The sequence below is a fragment of the Hymenobacter puniceus genome, from assembly GCF_014333525.1.
Taxonomy (GTDB): domain Bacteria; phylum Bacteroidota; class Bacteroidia; order Cytophagales; family Hymenobacteraceae; genus Hymenobacter.
This window is the reverse complement of sequence record NZ_JACSCX010000003.1, coordinates 318,650-339,390: the sequence shown is the minus strand read 5'-3', so window position 1 is coordinate 339,390 and position 20,741 is coordinate 318,650. Positions and strand designations below refer to the sequence as shown.

The 20,741-nt window shown below is 58.8% G+C and carries 14 protein-coding genes and 1 tRNA gene; 9 read left to right on the top strand and 6 right to left on the bottom strand.

The genetic code is table 11. The annotated features are described in order from the left end of the window. Positions 1 to 16 precede the first annotated feature (16 nt). The 4 genes from H8B14_RS10140 to H8B14_RS10125 all read left to right on the top strand — a co-directional run bounded on the left by H8B14_RS10140 (position 17) and on the right by H8B14_RS10125 (position 5,415). The gene (locus H8B14_RS10140) at positions 17 to 3,889 is read left to right on the top strand and encodes a PAS domain S-box protein (protein WP_187315521.1); all 3,873 of its coding nucleotides are present in this window, start codon (positions 17 to 19) and stop codon (positions 3,887 to 3,889) included. After that, entirely contained in the window at positions 3,802 to 4,104 is a 303-nt protein-coding gene (locus H8B14_RS10135; RefSeq protein WP_315984818.1) for an Hpt domain-containing protein, read from the top strand. The genes H8B14_RS10140 and H8B14_RS10135 overlap by 88 nt, the downstream gene beginning before the upstream one ends. A gap of 68 nt (positions 4,105 to 4,172) precedes the next feature. After that, complete coding sequence (locus H8B14_RS10130; RefSeq protein ID WP_187315519.1) at positions 4,173 to 4,550, top strand: response regulator; 378 nt, start codon at positions 4,173 to 4,175, stop codon at positions 4,548 to 4,550. A gap of 94 nt (positions 4,551 to 4,644) precedes the next feature. Next, positions 4,645 to 5,415, top strand: a complete 771-nt coding sequence (locus H8B14_RS10125; protein WP_187315518.1) for an MBL fold metallo-hydrolase — start codon at positions 4,645 to 4,647, stop codon at positions 5,413 to 5,415. A 6-nt stretch (positions 5,416 to 5,421) separates the two neighbouring features. Here the strand turns inward: H8B14_RS10125 and H8B14_RS10120 are convergent, their stop codons facing one another. Next, positions 5,422 to 5,898: a hypothetical protein gene (locus H8B14_RS10120; protein ID WP_187315517.1), complete on the bottom strand. Its 477-nt coding sequence runs from the start codon at positions 5,896 to 5,898 to the stop codon at positions 5,422 to 5,424. A gap of 160 nt (positions 5,899 to 6,058) precedes the next feature. Between H8B14_RS10120 and H8B14_RS10115 the strand changes: the two genes are divergently transcribed. Next, positions 6,059 to 7,636, top strand: coding sequence for an NFACT RNA binding domain-containing protein (locus H8B14_RS10115; protein ID WP_187315516.1), 1,578 nt, complete (start codon positions 6,059 to 6,061; stop codon positions 7,634 to 7,636). Positions 7,637 to 7,713: 77 nt separating this feature from the next. Here the strand turns inward: H8B14_RS10115 and H8B14_RS10110 are convergent. Then, a tRNA-Leu gene (locus tag H8B14_RS10110) sits at positions 7,714 to 7,795 on the bottom strand. 419 nt (positions 7,796 to 8,214) lie between these two features. Continuing rightward, positions 8,215 to 8,892: a Dps family protein gene (locus H8B14_RS10105; RefSeq protein ID WP_187315515.1), complete on the bottom strand. Its 678-nt coding sequence runs from the start codon at positions 8,890 to 8,892 to the stop codon at positions 8,215 to 8,217. A gap of 114 nt (positions 8,893 to 9,006) precedes the next feature. Between H8B14_RS10105 and H8B14_RS10100 the strand changes: the two genes are divergently transcribed. Both H8B14_RS10100 and H8B14_RS10095 read left to right on the top strand, forming a co-directional pair. Then, positions 9,007 to 9,714: a VIT1/CCC1 transporter family protein gene (locus tag H8B14_RS10100; protein WP_187315514.1), complete on the top strand. Its 708-nt coding sequence runs from the start codon at positions 9,007 to 9,009 to the stop codon at positions 9,712 to 9,714. Positions 9,715 to 9,857: 143 nt separating this feature from the next. After that, positions 9,858 to 10,394 (top strand): MOSC domain-containing protein, encoded by a 537-nt coding sequence (locus H8B14_RS10095; protein WP_187315513.1) that lies wholly within the window; start codon positions 9,858 to 9,860, stop codon positions 10,392 to 10,394. 10 nt (positions 10,395 to 10,404) lie between these two features. On the opposite strand, the gene H8B14_RS10090 is transcribed toward H8B14_RS10095, so the two are convergent. Further along, positions 10,405 to 10,827, bottom strand: coding sequence for an OsmC family peroxiredoxin (locus H8B14_RS10090; protein ID WP_187315512.1), 423 nt, complete (start codon positions 10,825 to 10,827; stop codon positions 10,405 to 10,407). Positions 10,828 to 11,424: 597 nt separating this feature from the next. Between H8B14_RS10090 and H8B14_RS10085 the strand changes: the two genes are divergently transcribed. Together H8B14_RS10085 and H8B14_RS10080 are read left to right on the top strand one after the other, a co-directional pair. After that, positions 11,425 to 15,789, top strand: coding sequence for a DUF4394 domain-containing protein (locus H8B14_RS10085; protein WP_187315511.1), 4,365 nt, complete (start codon positions 11,425 to 11,427; stop codon positions 15,787 to 15,789). Positions 15,790 to 15,877: 88 nt separating this feature from the next. Beyond that, a complete protein-coding gene (locus tag H8B14_RS10080; RefSeq protein WP_187315963.1) occupies positions 15,878 to 16,099 on the top strand; it encodes a PID-CTERM protein-sorting domain-containing protein in 222 nt (73 codons plus the stop codon). A 588-nt stretch (positions 16,100 to 16,687) separates the two neighbouring features. On the opposite strand, the gene H8B14_RS10075 is transcribed toward H8B14_RS10080, so the two are convergent. Next, complete coding sequence (locus tag H8B14_RS10075) at positions 16,688 to 18,088, bottom strand: RtcB family protein (RefSeq protein WP_187315510.1); 1,401 nt, start codon at positions 18,086 to 18,088, stop codon at positions 16,688 to 16,690. A gap of 1,058 nt (positions 18,089 to 19,146) precedes the next feature. Continuing rightward, the gene (locus tag H8B14_RS10070) at positions 19,147 to 20,673 is read right to left on the bottom strand and encodes a TROVE domain-containing protein (RefSeq protein WP_187315509.1); all 1,527 of its coding nucleotides are present in this window, start codon (positions 20,671 to 20,673) and stop codon (positions 19,147 to 19,149) included. Positions 20,674 to 20,741: the final 68 nt, after the last annotated feature.

The window sequence follows — 20,741 nt, the reverse complement described above, 5'->3', positions numbered from 1 at the left end:
GTTCCTGCCTTCCCTCATGCCGCAATCCGCCATTCCGCTGGCTTCGTCTGCCGTGGCCTCGCCTTCTGATTTGTACCGGGCCCTGTTTGAAGAGGCCTACGACGCTCAGCTACTCTACAACGAGCAGGGCAAGCTGCTCGACTGCAACAAAACGGCGCAGCGCCTGCTGGGCACCACGCTGGCCAAGCTTCAGGAAACCGGCCTGATGGCACTGGCCACACCGGTAGCTACGCGCGTGCCTGACGCCCCCGTAGAGTGGCGCGACGAAAAACAGCTCTGCGAAGCCATCCAACACACGGCCCGCACCGGCGAGGATGCTTCAGTCCGCTGGTGTGGCCGTCGCGCCACCGACAACCTGCCTCTCACGGCCTGGGCTACTTTGCACCGTCTGGCGCTGCCCGAAGGCCAGATTCGGGTGCAATTGCTATTGCGCGACGTCACGCAGGAAGTGCTTCAGCTGGAGGCAACCGCTCAGCAGCGCCTTATTGACCACAGCCAGCTTCGGCTGCGCGACCTGCTTTCGCGCACCACCTTAAGCTACGTTCTGCTCGACCCGGCTGGCCTTGTGCTGGACGTCAACGACTTTTTCCTGGACTTCACGGAATATGCTCGGGAAGAAGTAATCGGCCAGCCGTATCACCAGCTGTTTGCGCCGGCAGCCGTGCGCGCAGCCAACGAAGACACATATTTCCACGCCCTGCAGACCGAGCAGCTTCAGGACTTCTACGAGCGCGCCTTGCTTACCAAGAGCGGCAAAACCCGCATGGTATACTGGCATGCCGAGTTTGCCCGCGACCTGCACGGCCAGATTACCGGTATATTCATGGTGGGGCGCGACTTCACCGAGCGGCACGTGGCCGCCCGCGCCCTCACCGACAACCGCAACCGCCTTCAGGATTTCCTCGATAACGCCCACGACCTGATTCAGAACCTCAGCATCGACAACCGGCTGCTGTTCGTGAACAAGGCCTGGAAGGAAAAGCTAGGTTATGACGATGAGGACCTGCCGCACCTGACGCTGTCCGATGTGGTGCACCCTTATTATAAGGCCAAGCTGCTCTATCAGCTGCGCAACCTGTACAAGGGCGAGAAAGTGAACAAGCTGGAAACCGTGTTTCTCACCAAAACCGGTAAGCCCGTTCACCTGATCGGCTCGATTTCCTGCTCCTGGCAAGACGACGAGCCGGTGAGCACCCGCGCCATTCTGCACGACATTACGGACCGCATCAAGGCCGAGCGCCTGCAGAAGGTGTACTACAGCATTGCCAATCTGGCCATCAGCTCCAAAGATCTGCACTCGCTCTATGGCGCCATTCACCGCGAGCTGAGCAAGATCATTGAAACCAACAACTTCTTCATTGCGCTCTGCGACGAAGCCCGCACGCAGCTGCAGTTTGCCTACTTCGTCGATCAGAACTCGCAGGGCGAGACGGGCGCGGTGTCGCGGCCTTTTTCGTCGGGCATGTCGGAATACATTATTCGCACGGGGCGGCCGCAGTACATGCTGCGCCACGAGCTAGAAGAGCTGATTTCCAACGGCACCATCACGGCCTATGGGCTGATGCCGGAGGTGATGCTCTGCTCGCCGCTGAGCATCGGCGAGCGGATTATCGGGGTGATTGCCGTGCAGGACTACTACAAAGCCGACGCCTACGCCCCCACCGACCTGGAAATCCTGCACTTCATCTCCAACCAGGTAGCACTAGCCATTGAGCGCAAGCGCAACGAAGTACAGATTCAGAAGCAGAATGCCCGCCTGAACGCCATTTTTGAGAGTGGCTCCCACCTGATGTGGAGCGTGGACACCCACTCGCGCCTTACCAGCTTCAACCGCAATTACGCCGCCTATTTCCTGCGCCGCAACGGGGTGTACCCGACGCCCAACGTCAACCTGTTCCAGGCCGACCTGGCCATGATGGAGAAGGACCCCCGGGAGCTGTTCCTGGACAACTACCGCAAAGCCTTCCAGGGCCACCCGCAACGCTTTGAAGTGCGCTTGCGCGACGCCCGGGGCGGCGACTCCTGGCGCGAAATCTTCCTCAATCCCATCTACCTCGATGATGGCTCGTTTGAGGAAATTTCGGGCATTGCCCACGACATCACAGAGAAAAAGCGGGGGCAGCTGGAGCTGGCAGCCCAGGAAGAGAAGTTCCGTGCCATCTTCGAGTCGTTCCAGGACGTGTACTACCGCACTGACGGCAAAGGCGTTCTGACGCTGGTGAGCCCCTCGGTGGAAGAAATGCTGGGCTACACGCCCGAAGAGGTAACGGGCACCCCGATTTCCAACTACTACCTCTACCCCACGGAGCGCGAGGCACTGCTACGCAGCGTGCAGGAACACGGCGAGGCCCGCAACTTCGAGCTGGCCATGCTGCACAAGGATGGCCACTCGGTGAGCGTGCTTGTGAATGCGCGCCGTGTGCTGGACGGCCCCGGCGGCACCGAAGGCATCGGGCGCGACATTACGGGCCTCAAGCAGATGCAGGACGACCTGCGCCGAGCCAAAGAAGCGGCTGAAACCGCGCTGGAAGCCAAGACGCTGTTCCTGGCCAACATGAGCCACGAATTGCGCACGCCCATGAACGGCATCATCGGCATGATTGATTTGCTGCACCAGACTGTGAGCAGCGAAGAGCAGGAGGAGTATGTGGACACGCTGCGCAAGTCCTCCGACGCGCTGCTGGCTATCCTCAACGACATTCTGGACCTGTCTAAAATTCAGGCCGGCAAGCTGCAGCTTAATGTAGAGGGCATGGATCTGCACTACACGCTGGAAAAGATTCATTCGCTTTTTTCGAACCGTGCCCAGCAAAAGCGCCTCAACTTTACCTACCATATTGCGCCTGGCACGCCGCGCTTTATCATCTCCGACGAAACCCGCCTGCTGCAGGTGCTGAGCAACCTCACCTCCAACGCCATTAAGTTTACGGCGCAGGGCACGGTCAGCATCATCGTCTCGACGGTATCGCGCACCGGCGACGAATATATGCTGCGCATTGCCGTACAAGATTCGGGCATCGGCATTTCCGAAGACAACGCCAAACTGCTCTTCACCAACTTCACCCAGCTCGACACGACGCCCACCAAATCGTTTGGGGGCACAGGCCTGGGGCTGGCCATCAGCAAGCAGCTGGCGGCGCTGCTGGGTGGCGAAATCGGGATGCTTTCCAACGAAGGCGACGGCAGCACATTCTGGTTTACGCTGGTCTGCCACGCAGCTCACAACGAAGAGGAAATTGTGCAGGAGCGCCTGGCGTCCCGCGAGCGAGGCCCCGATATTGCCCGCTTTGATACGCCGCCCCGCGTACTGCTTGTCGACGACAACCCCATCAACCAGAAGGTGGCTACCAGGCTGCTCGACAAGCTGGGTTGCGAAATTGAAATGGCCGATAATGGATTCGAAGCCATCAGCAAGGCTACCACAAGCAAATCACCTTTCGACCTGATATTCATGGACATCCAGATGCCGGAGATGGACGGCGTGACGGCCATGCACGAAATCCGGCGGCGGCTGGGTGCAGCCTGCCCACCCGTAGTAGCCATGACGGCTTATTCCATGAAGGAGGATGCTGAGCGCTTTGTGAATGAAGGCATGGACGACTACGTTTCGAAGCCGGTGAAAAGCCAGGACCTGCACGCTGTGCTGCGCCGCTGGGTGCTGGCGGGCCCGGCCCTGCTACCACCCAGCACCGAGGCTACTGCTGAGGCAGCTCAGTCATCACCTGCCACTCCGGCAGTTCCGCTTGCGGCCGCTCAGCCCCCCTATTCATCGACCCGGAAGTACTGGAGCAGCTGCGCCAGTTGGGCGGGGCCGAGTTTGCCGCACAGCTCTACCAAGACTTCGAAGAAGAAGCTGGTCAGTTGCTCAAAGAGGCCGAAACTTTGGTAGGTAGCGGGCAGTACGCCGGGATTTTACCACATTTGCACCAGCTAAAGGGCACTGGATTCACATTAGGGCTTACTGCCCTCGCCGAATGTGCCAAACACTTGGAGCATGAGCTAAAACTGAACCCCACTCAAAATATAGAGAAGGATTTCCAGAATTTGTTGCGTTATTTCGTTCAATTTAAAGCACAGTATCTCGCGCTAACCAGCGCAGAGTAAGTTGCTTTTGCCTGCGCAACGCCTGGCCATCCTCTTTGCCCTACCACCTCTCCTTTCTTCTTCCTCCCATGAGCGACACGAAAACAATACTGATTGCGGAAGACAGCTCCGTTATCCTGAACCTGACCAAAAAAATCCTCGAACTTCAGCAATACCGCATCGTGTCGGCCAAAAATGGTGGTGAGGTTATCAAGCAAGTGGAAAGCCAACCCATTGACTGCGTGCTGATGGACATCAATATTCCAGTAAAAGATGGCATGGAATGCACCCGCGAAATCCGGGCCCATCAGGACGCGCGCATCTCTAAAATCCCGATTATTGCCATCACCGGCAACGCCAACAACTACTCAATGGAGCAGTTCCGCGAAGCCGGTGTCACTGATTACCTGCCGAAGCCCCTCGACTTTGACGCGTTGGTGCGCGTGGTAAAGCAGTATGTAGGCTAATGTGATGATGAAATAATTTGCTGATGCGCTGATTGAAGAAGCTCACTGGATCAAATTCATCAGCACATCAGCATATTAAAAAATCAGCACATCAATGAACGTTACCTTCCTTGGCACGGGCACGTCGCAGGGCGTGCCCGTGATTGGGTGCCACTGCGACGTCTGCCGCTCCCTCGACTACCGCGACAAGCGGCTCCGGGTATCGGTACACCTGCAGGTGCAGGGCAAGAGTTTCATCATCGACTCCGGCCCCGACTTCCGCCAGCAGGTGCTGCGTGAGCACGTCGACCACCTTGATGCACTGGTGTTCACGCACGAGCACAAAGACCATACGGCCGGCATGGACGACATCCGGGCCTATAATTTCAAGCAGCAGCAGGACATGCCGGTGTACGCCGAGCCCCGCGTGCTGGACCAGCTGCGGCGCGAGTACGCCTATATTTTTTCCGAGCATAAGTACCCCGGTGTGCCGCAGGTGCAAACCATTCCCATCCTCAGCGATACAGCGGTGTTCGACGTGGAGGGCGTGGCATTCCAGCCTATCCGGGCCATGCACTACAAGCTGCCGGTGCTGGGCTTCCGCGTAGGAAATTTCACCTACGTCACGGATGCCAACCATCTGTCATCGGCGGCGCTGGACTTGATGCGCGGCTCCGACGTGATTGTGCTGAACGCGCTGCGGCAGGAAAAGCACATTTCGCACTTTTCGTTGCCGGAAGCCGTGGCGCTGCTGGAAGAGCTGGCACCGCGCCGCGCCTACCTCACGCACATCAGCCATCTACTGGGCCGCCACCGCGAAGTGGAAGCCACCCTGCCCGATTTCATCCGGCTGGCCTACGACGGCCTACGGCTGGAGGTGGAATAGTTCGGTTTACTCTCCAACGGGCTTGCTGATGCGCAGCGCAACGGACAGGTCTTTTTTCTCCGGCTGGTCACAGTCAGCTTTCACGCTCCACTCCGTGTACTGCAGCAGGTAGCGGCGGCCATTGGCCCGTATGCTGGTCGTGTCAACGAAAGGTCCGTAGCGCAAGCCAGTTGTGTGATTTGCCGGCATTTTTATCTGTTGGGTACTTCCCTGCGCGTCGGTTATGGCCAGAATAGGAAACACAAAGTTGGCGCCGAAACACCGGGCATTTTTAGGGCAGATAGAGTATTGCAAATCGGTTAGCTCTACCGTCAGTTCCGGCTGATTTGCTGCCGGCAGCAAAGCCTGTTGCCGATAGCCAAGCGTGAAATCCTGGCTGAATTTCGATTCGATGGCGGCCGGTGTCACCTGCTCGTCGTTTTCCGACTTCTGGCAGGCGCCGAGACTCACCACCAGTGCGGCAAAGAGTAGAGACTGTTTCATACAGGATGTTTGAGTGGGTGAATTTACTGTTGTCTGGAAGAGTCTGTAGCCCAGCCAGAAGTTGCATGGGTGTAGTGGCGGCAGTTCCGTTTCTATCTTCGCCAGGATCTTTCCTGTAAATAGGCTTGCGCTCCACATACTCGGTTCTTCTCCATAATCCATGCACACCAACTACTACTTTCTGCGCCAGCTGGCCCCCGCCCTCACCCAGCAGCTGGCCGGTTACCAAGTAGTGGCGTGCTTCTCGCAGGAAAAAGATGAGCTGGTGCTGGGCTTGACCAACGGCACGGCAGAGTTCTGGCTCAAGGCGCAACTGTCGGCCACCTTCACGGCGCTGGCGCTGCCCGAAACCTTCCACCGGGCCCGCGCCAATTCCGTGGATCTGCTACCCGATTTGCTGGGCCAGCAGCTGCTAGACGTGACAGCCGCGCCCCACGACCGGGTATTGCAGCTGCGCTTTGCCAGTGGCGCCACGCTGCTGCTGAAGCTCTACAGCTCCCGCCCCAACGCCGTTTTCCGTCTCCGACCAGAAGGCCCGGCCGAACTGTTTCACCAGCGGTATACCACCGACGCTGACCTGCAGCCCGTATTTGCCGCCCCGTATTCTACTGCTCCTGCGGCCTCGGCCCCACATCCGCTCAAGCGCTACCCTGCCCTCGCCGACCTGCCCGCGCGCTACCTGCGTGCCAGCGGCTACGACCAAGCACCGATAGCTCAGCAGGAGCAGCTGGTGCAGCAGGTGCTGGCGCAACTTGAGAACCCAGCCGCCTTCTACCTAACTACTCTGGAAGGCCGTACCCGCCTGAGCTTGCTGCTGATTGGTGAGGTGGAGCGGGAAATATCAGCTTCCGACCCTGTTGCTGCCTTACGTGCCTTCGTGCCGCTGGCGCTCAGCCGGCGCGCCCACGAGCTGGAATTGCGGCAGCTGCGCCAAACGCTGGAGCGCCGCGCCGAGGAAGCTACTACCAGTGCCAGCATGGCTCGCCGCCGACTTTATGCCTTGGAGCACACCGTTGGCTACCGCCAGACTGCCGACCTCATCATGGCGCACCTCAGCCAGATTCCGGCTGGCGCCAGCAGCGTGGATGTTGTGGATTTCTACCAAGACAACCAGCTGCGCACCATCAAGCTCAAGCCCACCGAAACGCCCCAGCGCACGGCCCAGAACCTCTACCGCAAAGCCAAAAACCAGCAGCTGGAAACGCGCCAGCTTTTGGAGCGAGCCGAGCGGCGCGAAGCCGAAGCCTTCTGGTGCCTGGAGCGCTTAGAGGAGCTGCCCCTGCTTCCGCCTGACCTGAAGGCTTTGCGTGCCTGGCGCAAACAGCACCAGCTAGAGCCTGAAACCAAGGCTAAAGCAGCCACCGAGCTACCATTCAAAGTATTCGAAGATTCCGGCTTTACCATTCTGGTGGGCCGCAACGCCCAGAACAACGACCTGCTCACGCAACGCTACGCCCACAAAGACGACCTCTGGCTGCATGCCAAGGATGTAAGCGGCTCGCACGTGGTGGTTCGGCACCGGGCAGGCCAAACCGTACCCGAGCCCGTGGTAGAGCGCGCCGCCCAGCTGGCTGCGTGGTACTCGCGCCGCCAAAACGACTCGCTGTGCCCGGTGACCGTGACGCCCAAAAAGTTTGTGCGCAAGCCCAAAGGCGCCTTGCCCGGCCAGGTATTGATAGAGCGCGAAAAAGTGCTACTGGTGATACCTCTCAACCCGTTTGAGAGGCAGCCTGGCTAGGCTTATGCTTCTATCGGGCAAGCAAACAAGCACGAAAAAGCCGCTTCAGCTAAGCTGAAGCGGCTTTTTTATTGGAGTGCGCGCGGGGAGATTCGAACTCCCACACCCGAAGGCACCACCCCCTCAAGATGGCGTGTCTACCAGTTTCACCACGTGCGCAGATTTGGCAAGCACTCCTCTGTTAAACTTGCTCAGCCTAATGACCAAGGCCTTACTGAGGTGGTAAAGCGAGAGCAAAAGTAGGTACTAGGGCTGGGTAGCGCAAGCCCATACACGTATTTTTTGCCGATTTGGTGGCCTCTGCGTCTAGCGTCAGAGCGTTGTGCACTCAGGATCAGCGAAAAGCCAGCTGATATAAATTTCGTCCGCTGGCCACCATCTTATGAAAATTGGGTTGCGCCGGCTTGTTTACCGTTCCTTATAGCACCCTCAGCGCGCAGAAGGCTAAAGAAAACGGCAGGAGCGCTACCAGTGTCAAACGCTGGCCTTGTCAAGGCTTGGTAGCTGGGTGGACTTAATGCATAAGGCCGGCCCGCTTTTCAAGCGAGCCGGCCTTTCATAGCATCCAAATGGTCTGTTTATTCAGCTCGGGCTAATGGCGTATCAACCACGTGCTCCGATACAAACCATACTTGCAACTCATTTAGACGCATCACGTCGCTAACGGCCAAGTCATTCGTACCATCGTCGCCGGCTTCGTCGGCTTCTTTTGCAAACTTATGGCAGTTCTTGAGAATGATCTGGTGTGCTTCCAACAAGCGGCCTACCTGAATAGGTGCCTCTTCCCGGTCGCGGGGCGGACGTGGAATACTGGTCAGTTCGGCAACATCATGTGCCATAGCTATTGCCACTCCTCCCAGTATCTGAATACGCTCGGCAATAGTGTCTACCAGGGCACTTTGCTCTTCGTAATGCTTGTCGAAAAGCAGGTGCAGCTGGTAGAAAGTAGGCCCTACCACCTGCCAATGATGCTTTTTGTATAGGTCGCGGAGGGTGATGGTATCGGCCAGCAGCTGGTTGAGATTGGTGACACTGTGCTGACGGGTTTTCTCATCGAGGCCGATGGGCAGGCGCTGTGACACGGTGCCGTATTTCTGCAGCGGCGTCGGAGCATGAAACTGCTGGTTGAGGATGGGCTGCACACTAGGGGCAGCTTGTGAAGAAGCAGAAGAAACGTCGGCTTTGCGAGCAGACGAAGCCTTGGAAGATGCTGGCGCGGCAGGCGCGGCAGATTTCTTGGCGGGAGCTTTGGCCATGGGTAGATAAATCGAAGTAAGATCAGGAAAAAGCTGCCCGGCAGTGCCCGGCAACGTGCATCTAATACGCTTAAAACCAAATTTGGGTTAGCTTAGGCTCTACATTTACTTGCCATGCAACACGCGCATACCCATCCTCACCCCGAGGACCACCTGACGAGTTCTGCTATGCTGCAGGACATCGTTATTGGTTTGTCTGATGGCCTGACAGTGCCTTTCGCGCTGGCGGCCGGTCTGAGCGGCGCAGTGCAATCGTCGGAACTGGTAATTACGGCGGGGCTGGCCGAAATTGTGGCGGGCGCTATTGCCATGGGCCTGGGCGGCTACCTGGCGGGCCGAACCGAGGTAGAGCATTATGCAGCCGAACTGGCACGTGAGCACCAGGAAGTGCAGGAAGTGCCGCAGGTAGAGCGGGCGGAAGTGGATGACTTATTAGCTGAAATGGGCCTCTCAGCGGAAACCCGTGCTTTAGCCGTGCAGGAACTTACCTCCGACCCCGAACAATGGGTACGCTTCATGATGAAATATGAACTGGGCCTGGAGCAGCCCGATCCACGCCAAGCTCCAAAAAGTGCCTTCACTATTAGCGCAGCGTATGCGCTGGGCGGGCTGATTCCGCTCAGTGCGTACTTTCTCACTGCTACTCCCACCGAAGGCCTCGTCTGGTCGGCGGTGATGACGCTGGTGTGCCTGCTGCTTTTTGGCTACCTGAAAAGCCGCATGACCGGCCAGCCGCCTGTTGTTGGGGCGTTGCGCATGGCTGGTATTGGCGCCCTGGCGGCTGGCGCTGCCTTCTTTGTTGCCCGTCTGATCAGCGTCTGAGGGTAGATAGGGTTACGCGGGTCCTTTCGGCCGGTGCCTCTTTTGGCCCTTGGCCTTTTGGCTGCTACCTGCTTGCTGCCGTAAGAGGGCACTACCAGCAAATATTCTTAGCGGCTCGCCTCTCAACCTTAGCCTTATTCCTAATGCCCTTTCCCTTTTTTGGAGACGACAAGTCTACCATTGCTCAACTCCTGTCTACCCTGCCACAAACCGGCCGCCTGGAGTGGATAGGCCTGCGCCCAGCCCGCCGCGAGCCACTGCTTTCTGTAGTTGAGGCAACTGTGGAAACCGACCGGCATCTGGCCGGCGACCATGCCCGCCCAAAAGCGGGAGGCAAGCGCCAGATTACGCTCATACAGCACGAGCACCTAGCGGCCGTGGCGGGCTACCTGGGCCTAGATGCACCAGTGGCTCCTGGCCGGCTACGCCGCAATCTGGTGGTTAGTGGGTTGAATCTGCTGGCCCTCAAAAACCGGCAGATATTTATTGGCGACGAAGTGGTGCTGGATATCACAGGCGAGTGCCACCCCTGCTCGCGTATGGAAGAAGAGTTGGGCCCCGGTGGCTACAACGCTATGCGCGGCCATGGCGGCATCACGGCCCGTATTGTGCAGGGCGGCCTTATCCGGGTTGGGGATGTGGTGCGAGTGGCGCCGGCAGCAACGCCGGCTATTAACTAACGCAGCACTATCAGGCCAATACAGCCTTATAGGTGATGGTGGCCTGCAGTACTTTCGACACGGGGCAATTCTGGCTGGCGTCATCCACGAACAGCTCAAACTGCTCGGATGACAGCCCAGGCACAGCGGCATCAACGGTCAGGTGCGAGCCAACAATACAGCCTTCGCGCATGGCCATTTCGCATTGCGCGTGAATGTGGTCGGCGGTGAAGCCTGCCGACTGCAGGTTAAAGGCCAGCTTCATGGCAAAGCAGCCAGCATGCGCAGCAGCTAATAGCTCCTCGGGGTTGGTGCCCACTCCTCCTTCTGCAAAGCGTGAGCGGTAGCCAAAGCGGGCTTCCTGTAGCACCGTGCTGCCAGTGCTGAGCTGGCCGTCGCCGTCGGTACCCCGGCCGTGCCATTGGGCCGCCGCAGATCGTTGGATGGTATGCATAGAAAACCAATAAAAAGCTGACGATTAATTCACTACCCAATGGCTGCCACTGCTAACCCATAAGTGCGCGCCATTATTCTGGCTGAAATTTACCGTTTCCGGACTACTCTGTACAATACTCGCCTGCTCCATTTCGGGAATGAACAGCCCAAAAGTGAGAAATATACTCTTTCAGCGGAATCAACGCACTGTGCAATTAGCCGATAAGGACAAAGCTCACTTAAGCAGCCTGCTTATACCAGCTACTGGGGCTGTGGAATGGCTAGAATTGGGTACATATAGCCCATCCAAAAAGTAAAGAACAAGTCCAAAGTGATGCTTCAAGCCTGATCTGTACTTTATAATCTTATTGAACTTATACCTGCTCATCTTTCACAGGATGACGCTAAACGCATCGTGCATAAATCTGTTATGAATTAGCCAAAGTCTTACACATCAGTATATTTTAATTGAAATTTAATCCTATTTATCAATCCGTTATGAAGTGGCTTTCGTAAGGTTTTTGTCTTCGGCCCGGATAGGGGTGCATAAATAAAGTACAACCCATCCTCTTGGACATCTGGCTGCTTTTTCCACTTCACTTTCTAATTCCCTGTGATGAAAACATCCTTACGCACGCCGTTTTCGCCTTTAAACCGCCGCATGCTGGGTCTCACCGTGGGCCTGGGGCTACTGGGCACTGTGGCAGCACAAGCCCAGACCGTGTACGGTATCAACCGCGCCAGCAACCAGCTGATTGTGTCTAGTTTCGCGGGTGGCGGCGTTCCTACCTTTCTGCCTATCACTGGGGTAACCGCTGGCCAGACCATCGTCGGGCTGGATTCGCGGCCGGCTACCGGGGAACTGTTTGCACTGGGCTACACGGGCAGTGGAACAGCACAGCTTTACAGCATCAGCAAAACAACTGGTGCGGCCACCGCCGTTGGTGGCCCGCAGCCTTTGGCCTTAGGTAGCGGCACTGAGGGTATCGGCTTCGACTTCAACCCGACCGTTGACCGGATCCGGGTTACGAGCCTGGCGGGTGGCAACTTCCGCCTCAACCCCAATAACGGGACAGTTGCCGCAACAGACGGTTCGCTGAACCTGCCTTCCGGGACGCCTGCTGTGGGCTCGGTAGCCTACACTAACAGCTTTATCGGAACGGCGACTACTACGCTGTACGATATAGATGAGAGCCGCTCGACCCTCTACACCCAAAACCCGCCCAACAATGGCGCGCTGGTTACCCCGACACCTATTACGCGCAACGCACTGCCCCTTTTGGCAGCCGGCGACCAGACCGACCTCGACATCTACACTGACCCCGCGAGCCGCACGCAGCTGGCGTTGCTGACGGTTACGCGGTTTACCAACAATATTCCGCAGACTATTTTTTATACCCTGGATCTGGCCTCCGGTAACGCCTCGTTGCTGATGACCGGCCAAGCTGGCTTGGCTGTAGATGATATAGCATTTAACATTGACCGGACAGCTCCGGCCCCAAGTGGGCAGCTGCTGTACGCGCTGAACACCAACAATACGCTGATTTCATTTTATTCCAACACGCCCGGCTATATTCTGGCTGCCACCCCTCTTTCTGGCCTGACAGCCGGCCAGACGCTGGTAGGCACTGACTTCCGTCCGAACAACGGCCAGTATATCGGCTTGGGCTATGATGCTACCACCACCGGGCCTAACACGCAGCTATACAGCATTGTGCCAGCCACCGGCGTGGCTACGCCCGTTGGCCCTGCTATCCGGCTGGAGCTGGGCGGCCCTTCCGACAATATTGGCTTTGACTTCAACCCGACTGTAGACCGCATCCGGGTGGTGAGCACCAACCGCGCTGATTTCCGCCTCAACCCCAACAACGGTGCGCTGGCAGCTACCGATGGGCCCCTCACCTACGCGGCCGGCGACCCCAACGCTGGCACGGCACCCCGCATCGGCACGGTAGGCTACACTAACAGCTACGTGGGCAGCACGGCCACTGTGCTGTATGATATTGATGAGGCACTCAATGTTCTGGCTACTCAGAACCCACCAAATGCCGGTACACTCAACACAATCGGCAACAACACCGGGCTGGCCCTGAACCCTGCCAATGCCCTGGCCGACCTTGACATCTTCTTCGACCAAAGCACCTCCACCAACCGTGCCTTCCTGACGGCTAACCCCAATGGGCAGGCTACCAGCAACCTCTATACGCTGGATTTGGGCACGGCCAACCCTACGCTGGTGGGCGCCATCGGGCTGGGTATTCCGGTGCGTGACGTGGCCGCGCTGATTGGCGGCGCTGATGCTTCGGCACCACTCTCCGGACGTTTGCTCTACGGCGTGGCAGGCGGCAACTTGGTATCCTTTGATTCCAGCAACCCTGGCGTTATCCGCACGGCCGTGAACATCACCGGATTGCCACCGGATGGCTCACAGGTGCTGGTAGGAACGGACTTCCGCCCTGCCAACGGCTTGCTGTACGCGCTGGGTTACAACGCCACTGCTCAGCAAGGCCAGCTTTACACGCTGAACCTGAGCTCTGGCGCCCTCACAACGGTAGGTGGCCTGCAACCCATGCTGCTGGGCAACGTGGCCTCTGGCATCGCCTTCGACTTCAACCCGGTTCCGGACCGGATTCGTATTACGTCGGCTTCCAACCAAGCCAACCTACGGATGAACCCAAACGACGGCACGTTCCTGACGGATGGCACGCTCACAAACCCTAACGGCGCGCCGGCACTGTCGGGGGTGGCCTATATCAACAACGACAACAACACCGCTACCGGCACAACCCTCTACGGCTACGACCAGACCCGCAACGTACTGCTGCGCTCCACTGACGCCAACGCCGGCACGTATGTAGACCAGGGCGCGACGGGCCTTACTATTGCCCCCGGCGCTGATTTTGATATTTTCGCTGACCTTACTGCCCCGGCTACGCCTGTCAATACGGCATATCTGGTGGCCGCCCCCACGGGTACTACCGCCGACAACCTGTACACCGTAAACCTGACCAGCGGCAGCGCTACAGTGGTCGGCCGGATTGGAACTGGCTCTAATATCACCGGGCTGGCCGCCTTCCTGACGCCAGTGCTCAACGGCATTACCTGGACGGGCGCTATCGACAGTAACTGGACCAATCCGGGCAACTGGAGCCCTATGCAGGTGCCCACTGCCACCGACGACGTAACGATTCCGAATGTGGCCAATGACCCGGTGGTGGGCACTGCCCAGCAGGTCAACAGCCTGCTGCTGGGCAACGGCGCCACTCTCACCACGGCCGATGGCAGCCAGCTAACACTGAACGGCAACTTCACGAACGGTGGTGGCACGGTGCTGGGCAACGGCACTGGCGAGTTTCGCTTTGCAGGCTCAACAGCGCAAACCATTGGCGGCACCAGCACCACGTTCAATAACCTGACCGCCGGGCCAGCCGGCGTTACGGCCAACGCACCGGTACTGGTGCAGCGGGTACTGCAGCTCAACGGTACGCTCACCTCCAACGGCAACCTGACCCTTCTTTCCAATGCTGCTGGCACGGCGCATGTGGTAAACAACGGTGCCGCTGTGGTAAGCGGCAATGCTACCGTGCAGCGCTATATTGATCCGAGCCGCAACGGTGGCAGTGGCTACCGCCACTACTCGGCGCCGGTGTCTGGCTCTACGGTAGCAGATCTGGCTACCAGTGGCTTCTCGCCGGTGGTGAACCCCGCCTACAATACGGCGGCGGTGCCGGCCGCCGTTACGCCGTTCCCTACCGTATTCGGCTACGATGAAACCCGGGTAAACACCAGCGGCAACCCCGCGCCGCAGGATTTCGACAAAGGATTCTTCTCGCCAAACGCCCCGACCGATGCGCTGACGGTAGGGCGGGGATATACGGTGAATATTCCGGCCTCGCAGACCGTGGATTTTGTGGGCACGCTTAACAACGGACCAGTCACGGTAGGCAGCCTCTCGCGGGGTGGCCAGACAGAATCGGGCTGGCAATTGCTGGGTAACCCGTATCCTTCGCCCATCAACTGGAATCTGGTGAGCCGCTCGAACGTAGATGCTACCGTGTATGTGAACCGCTCCACTGTGCAGTATGGTGGCAACAATTACTCGGCGTACAATGCCACTACCGGTATTGGCGTCAATGGCGGCACTGCGGAAATAGCTTCTTCACAAGGCTTTTTTGTTCGCGTAAGCGCTCCGAACAGCACCAACGGTCAGCTTGCCTTCAGCAATGCGGCCCGCCTGACCACCTACGCCAATCCGGTGTTTCAGCGTGGCACCAGTACGCTGCCACTTGTGCGCCTCGAAGTAAGCGGTGCCACCAACGCCCCGGATGAAGCCGTAGTATACTTCGAACCCCAGGCTACTACCGGTTTCGACGCAGCCTACGACGCCTATAAGCTTCAGAGCGCTACTTCGTTGCTGATGGCATCTGAGGCTAGCGCCGGCTTGCGCCTATCCATCAACGGCCTGCCTGCTCTCACAGCTGCCGACCGGGTGGTAGCGCTTCAGGTTGCAGCGCCGCTAACCGGGAGCTATACACTGCGGGCCACTGAGCTGCTCAACCTGCCGGCTGGCACATTTGCCTACCTGCGTGATGCCCAAACCGGTACCGTTACGGATCTGGCAGGCCAAACCGCCTATAGCTTCACACTGAATGCCGGCGCACCCGCAGCTGGGCGCTTCTCGTTGCTGCTCACCCAGCAGCGGGTGCTGGCCAACGCTTCTGCCTCACTCAGCCAGCAGGTAGCCATATTCCCGAACCCCGCTCGCGCACTGGTATCCGTAAGCTTGCCAACGTCCCTGGCTCGCCAGACTACGGATGTGCAGCTGATTAATGCACTGGGCCAGGTGGCACTGCGGGCTACGCTGCCAGCCGGCGGCACCGATGTGCGGACCGTGTCGCTTACGGGCATAGCCGCTGGGGTATACACCCTGCGTCTGCAAACCGCCCAAGGCACCATCAACAAGCGCCTGATTGTGGAATAGCCTACACGGTGCCACTGATTTTACGCTTGAAATCAGTGGCACCGTCGCTACCAGCTGTTAGTATCTTCGAACCGACTTTGCTTCTCTCATGAAAATTCTTGTCTCCTTTTTTCGCTTTACTGTCGTTACAGCCGGCACTTTCCTGCTGGCAGGTGGGCTCAACTTAGCGCAGGCCCAGGGCCCGGGTTCCGATGGCCCTACTCCTAACCCCGCCCCTACTGCGGTGCCCATTGATGGCGGCGCTTCGTTGCTACTGGCCGCTGGTGTCGGCTTCGGCCTCAAGAAACTGCGTGACCGGCGCAAGCGCTGATTCACGTTTTTAGCAAAATAAAAGCCCGTTCCTGCCTCAGGAACGGGCTTTTATTTTGCCATACTATCGCAACTGCCTGAGCACCAAACAGCCGAAAACTATAACCTTGCCACCACACTATAAATTCTGTCCTTCTGCTTCTTCTATCTTATTTTGGCTTTATTTGCACTGCCTACAATCCAGTACTTTCATACGGTGCGTATGTACCCATGCTATTCAGTTATACAGCGCTAGTTTCGCTGTCCGCGTGCCGCACTCTACTACGCTTACTCCTGCGCATTGCACCTTGCCAGGTTCCATTGGGTTTTTCTCTTCACGAATCCCTATTCGTATGGAACGTTGTGCACTTGCCTCGTCCTTGCCTACCACGGCGGTAGCTTTGTTATTAGTTGCCAGCGGAGTGCTCGTAGCCCCTTCTGCTACATCTGCATTTTTCTGGGCAGACGCCTCTGAACAGGCCGCGGATCTGACCGGCAAAACCCGGTTGAAGCATCGTATCAGCCGGCACCGCCGTTTGCTTGCCTAACCAGAAAATGCTCAGGCAGGTTGCCCGGGCATTTTCGGAATCAGCTTGCCACAATTTGTTTTTCAGGCACCTTCCATCCGCACGATGCGCGGCGTGAAGGAACCCAGCACGTCTACGAGTTCAGTCTGGCTTTGCATCACGGCCCGAATATCCTTGTAGGCCTGTGGGGCTTCATCAAGGCCGCCGCCAATCAGTTCGATGCCGTGTTGCTGCAGGTAGCGCCGCATGTCGGCTTCGCCTAGCTCCTGTTTGGCCCGGGTCCGGGACATAGCCCGCCCCGCCCCGTGCGACGCCGACGATAGCGAGGCCGCTTCGCCCCGTCCCCGCACAATAAAGCCCGGTGCCGTCATCGAGCCGGGAATGATGCCGAGCACGCCGGCCCCGGCCGGGGTAGCGCCTTTGCGGTGCACAATGGCGCTCCGGCCATCAGCCAGCTGCTCTTTCCAGGCGAAGTTGTGGTGGTTTTCCACTTTGGCCAAGGGCCTCTCACCCAGGGCCTTGGCCAGCCGCTGATGAATCTGGTGGTGGCAGGCCGAGGCATAGTCGCCGGCCAGGTTCATGGCGGCCCAGTATTCCTGCCCGGCCTCGCTGTCCAGAGAAAGCCAGGCTAAGTGCTGTGCTTCGGCAGGCAGTTGGCAGACGTCTTTGGCCAGCTTGGTATAGTGGTTGGCAACGCTGGCGCCCAGTCCCCGTGAGCCGCTATGAGAAAGCAGCCCCAGATACTGGCCCACCGGCACGCCCAGCTCATTGGCGGGGTCGAGGATATCTACCACGCCCCATTCCACGAAGTGGTTGCCGCCGCCGGAAGTGCCAATCTGCTCAGCGGCCGTCGACTGCTTGTTGCGCAGGAAGCCGATGTCGCGGAACTCGGGGCGCCCCAGCACTGCGTGGTCGAGCTTATGCCCCCGCACAAAGCCCTGCTTGTTGCCGAAGCGAGTGTATTCCATCAGCAGCTTGCGCAGCTCCTGCACCCGCTGCTCCAGAAACTTAGGCGGCAGCGCAAACACCGACAGCGCCATCCGGCACCCAATGTCCACGCCCACGGCGTAGGGAATCACGGCATTATCGGTGGCCAGCACGCCCCCGATGGGCAGGCCGTAGCCGTGGTGGGCATCAGGCATGAGGGCGCCGGCCATGGTTACGGGCAGCTTCATGGCCGTTTCCATCTGGTGGATGGCGCCCTGCTCGATGTGCTCGGCGCCGAACACGGCGTAGCTTTTTCGCTCGGTGAGGTCAATGTGACGGCTGGGTGCGGGCAGTAGCGCAGCGGCCGTATGACTCCAGTCGAGGTCGGTCAGGAAGTTTGTGGGATTCGCCAGCAGCGCCTTGAGTAGGGCCAGCTGGTCGGTTTGAGAGAGTTTTTTGAGGTGCTTGCGCTGCAGCTGGGCCAGCGCCAGGCCAATAGCCCGGCCCTCGGGAAATCCCAGCTGGCGCAAGTCGTTGCCACGTAGTTGTGAGGCCATGATGGAGGAATTCGTGAGTGGGAGGTAGTTAGTATTGAGTAGATGGTATTGAGTGTTAAGTATCAATCGTAGTTTATCAAGCAATTAACTATGAGCTGTGAATGATGGATAATGCGGATAACTGAGTAGGATTATATGTTGCACTTGCCGGATGAAAAAAGCTGGGCAACAAGCCGAACCGCCGCTTGGTAGTGACAGGACGAAGTATGGCGGCCCTACGGCACCAGCTTTTTTCCGCTAATCGGGCAACAGGGTGCAGGGCCCACATGCGTGCTCTAACCAACTGAGCTACTGCCTTGCGGCAGGTGGGACTTGAACCCACGACCCCACCGACCCCATCGAAGTAAGGCCCTGCTACGGCACCAATCAGCCGGCAATTTGTACGGGGCAACAGGCGCCCGGCCTCCAAAAACCTGCTCTCCCAACTGAGCTACAGCCGCCGCCGAAGCAACAGCCAGCGGGACTCGAACCCGCGACCTGGGCGTTAAAAGCGCGAAGTATGGCTGGGCTACGGCACCCGTACAAGGAGATTGATATCAAGTAAAGAATACCTATTGCCGGGGCAACAGGTGAGAAACAACGGCCAACGCCGCATCTGCTCTACCAACTGAGCTACCACCCACCCCAAGGTGGCGGACGGGCACGACTCGAACGTGCGACCCGAAGAACTGCTTCCCGACGACACCCGGCAGAATAATAACACTTAAAACCACGGAAATGGGGCAACAGACAGCCGGCGGATTGTACCGCGGCCAGGGCCACGGCGTGGGACTCGAACCCGGCAGCACCTCCGAAGAAGGCTGCTTCACCAGCGAAGTACCGCCAACTTACGGCACCCAAAAGCCATAGTTCAGGGGTTGGAACGGGCATCCGGAGCGCAGATGCTCCGGCGCCGCGCCGTTCCGGCCGACGGCTGCCGAATAGTGGTCAGCCGCCGTCCCAAAGAGTTTACGATGTACTGGACATGATTATTGCGTGAGGCTTGAAGAAAATCGGGCAGGGGCCCGGGAGCGGTGGCAGCTTTTTCTGGCGGAATGCCACTCCCGGGGTTGCAGGTATCAGAGTTCAATTGATTCAATTTCGGTAAGGGCGGAGCCACCGTTTTCCAGCGCCGCCAGCACGTCGAATACCTTATCGGACCAGCCGGCAATCAGGGCCACGCCGTCCTCGGCGCGAACATCAAGGGGCGCGGTGCCGTGGCCGGCCAGGTCGAAGAGGTACAGCCGGGCCTGGGGCGCCACCGTGCGGCGGTAGTCGGCCCACTCTTTGGCGATGCTAGTGCCAAAGGGGGCGGAGTTCCAAAGCTGGCAGTCGGTGAATATCAGCACCTTGTCCACCACCTCGCGGCGGCGCTTCAGGTCCTCGATGACGAGGTAGCCGTTGGTGCTGTAGCCGACCTCGCCTTCGCGCCGGTAGAACTCATCTACGTTGCGCAGCACGGGTCCGCGGGGCAAGCTCAGTTGCTTCCAGGTGTTGCCGAACATGCCGGCCGTGACGTGCTGGCAGCGGCTTTGCAGCAACATGCCCAGCACCAGACCCACATCGTAGAGCAGCACTTTGCTGCGCGGCGACACCGGCTGCTGCATCGAGCCCGATACGTCGCAGGCAATTACCACGCGGGTGTCGGGGCCGAAGCCGCGCAGGTTGGCGGCGCTGTGGCTGATGGCGTCTTCCAACGCCGCCAGCACCGCCGACACGTGGCCGCCCTGCAGGGCTTTCACCTCGCGGTAGGCCGCCAGAAACCGGAAGGGCAGCTGCTTGCTGCGCGCTACCGCAAACCGGTCGGCCAGGGCGGCGCACACCTCCACCACCATTTCAGCCGATACGTCGGCTTCAAGGATGTTGCGCAGGTTGCGCAGCAGGGCCATGTAGCCCAGCTTGCCGCTGCCAATCAGCTCGGTCCATTTCTGGCGGAAAGCGGCCGTGCGCTCCGCTGGTGTGGCGTAGGCCACCTGCCCTAGCGCCGACAACTCGGTTTCCCAAGTGTAGGGCGTGGGCAGTGTGCCCGCCACCAGCTGGTTGAACAGGGCTTGCTGCTCGGTGTTTTTGGCGGCTGGGTGCACCAGAAACAGCGCATCACGCAGGCGCACGGCCCCGGCCCGGTCGTACTTGGCCAGCTGGTAGCCGTCGAAGCGGTTGAAGCTCTGGGCCAGGCCTTTCTGCACCTGCTTGGAGAGACGGTTGAGGGTTTTGCGGCCGGTGCGCTGGTTGGCCTGCGTATAGAAGGCCAGCAGCTCGGTGATTTCGTCGGGGCGCTGCACGATGCGGGCCACCAGGCGGCTTACGAGGCTGTCGCCGCGGTGACGGCGGGCCAGCTCTACAGCCAGCACCAGCGGCACCGAGCGCAGGTGCATCCGCTCCCGGGCATACACCGCCAGCTGGGCCACAAAGCGAGGCTCACACTGCGCAATCAGTTCACGGAGCCGCGCCAGCCGCGTATCGGCTGTTTCATAGAACTGATCGGCGAGGGCCGTGGTGGCAACGGCAGCGTACAGCTCCAGCGCGGGTGTGAGAGTGAAAGCAGCGGCCCCGGCGTGGTTTACAGTATCGGGCCGGGCTTTGCGAAAGGGTAAATTAAAACGCATAAAAATGGCGGTAAAAAAAATGAAAACGACACGCATTTAATTGAGAAATAAGCCTGGCTTTTGCGCGC

Bases quoted from the DNA above. Each gene is read 5' to 3' on its own strand.
- H8B14_RS10140 (WP_187315521.1), top strand. From the start codon at position 17: ATGCCGCAATCCGCCATTCCGCTGGCTTCGTCTGCCGTGGCCTCGCCT.
- H8B14_RS10130 (WP_187315519.1), top strand. From the start codon at position 4,173: ATGAGCGACACGAAAACAATACTGATTGCGGAAGACAGCTCCGTTATC.
- H8B14_RS10125 (WP_187315518.1), top strand. From the start codon at position 4,645: ATGAACGTTACCTTCCTTGGCACGGGCACGTCGCAGGGCGTGCCCGTG.
- H8B14_RS10120 (WP_187315517.1), bottom strand. From the start codon at position 5,898: ATGAAACAGTCTCTACTCTTTGCCGCACTGGTGGTGAGTCTCGGCGCC.
- H8B14_RS10115 (WP_187315516.1), top strand. From the start codon at position 6,059: ATGCACACCAACTACTACTTTCTGCGCCAGCTGGCCCCCGCCCTCACC.
- H8B14_RS10105 (WP_187315515.1), bottom strand. From the start codon at position 8,892: ATGGCCAAAGCTCCCGCCAAGAAATCTGCCGCGCCTGCCGCGCCAGCA.
- H8B14_RS10100 (WP_187315514.1), top strand. From the start codon at position 9,007: ATGCAACACGCGCATACCCATCCTCACCCCGAGGACCACCTGACGAGT.
- H8B14_RS10095 (WP_187315513.1), top strand. From the start codon at position 9,858: ATGCCCTTTCCCTTTTTTGGAGACGACAAGTCTACCATTGCTCAACTC.
- H8B14_RS10090 (WP_187315512.1), bottom strand. From the start codon at position 10,827: ATGCATACCATCCAACGATCTGCGGCGGCCCAATGGCACGGCCGGGGT.
- H8B14_RS10085 (WP_187315511.1), top strand. From the start codon at position 11,425: ATGAAAACATCCTTACGCACGCCGTTTTCGCCTTTAAACCGCCGCATG.
- H8B14_RS10080 (WP_187315963.1), top strand. From the start codon at position 15,878: ATGAAAATTCTTGTCTCCTTTTTTCGCTTTACTGTCGTTACAGCCGGC.
- H8B14_RS10075 (WP_187315510.1), bottom strand. From the start codon at position 18,088: ATGGCCTCACAACTACGTGGCAACGACTTGCGCCAGCTGGGATTTCCC.
- H8B14_RS10070 (WP_187315509.1), bottom strand. From the start codon at position 20,673: ATGCGTTTTAATTTACCCTTTCGCAAAGCCCGGCCCGATACTGTAAAC.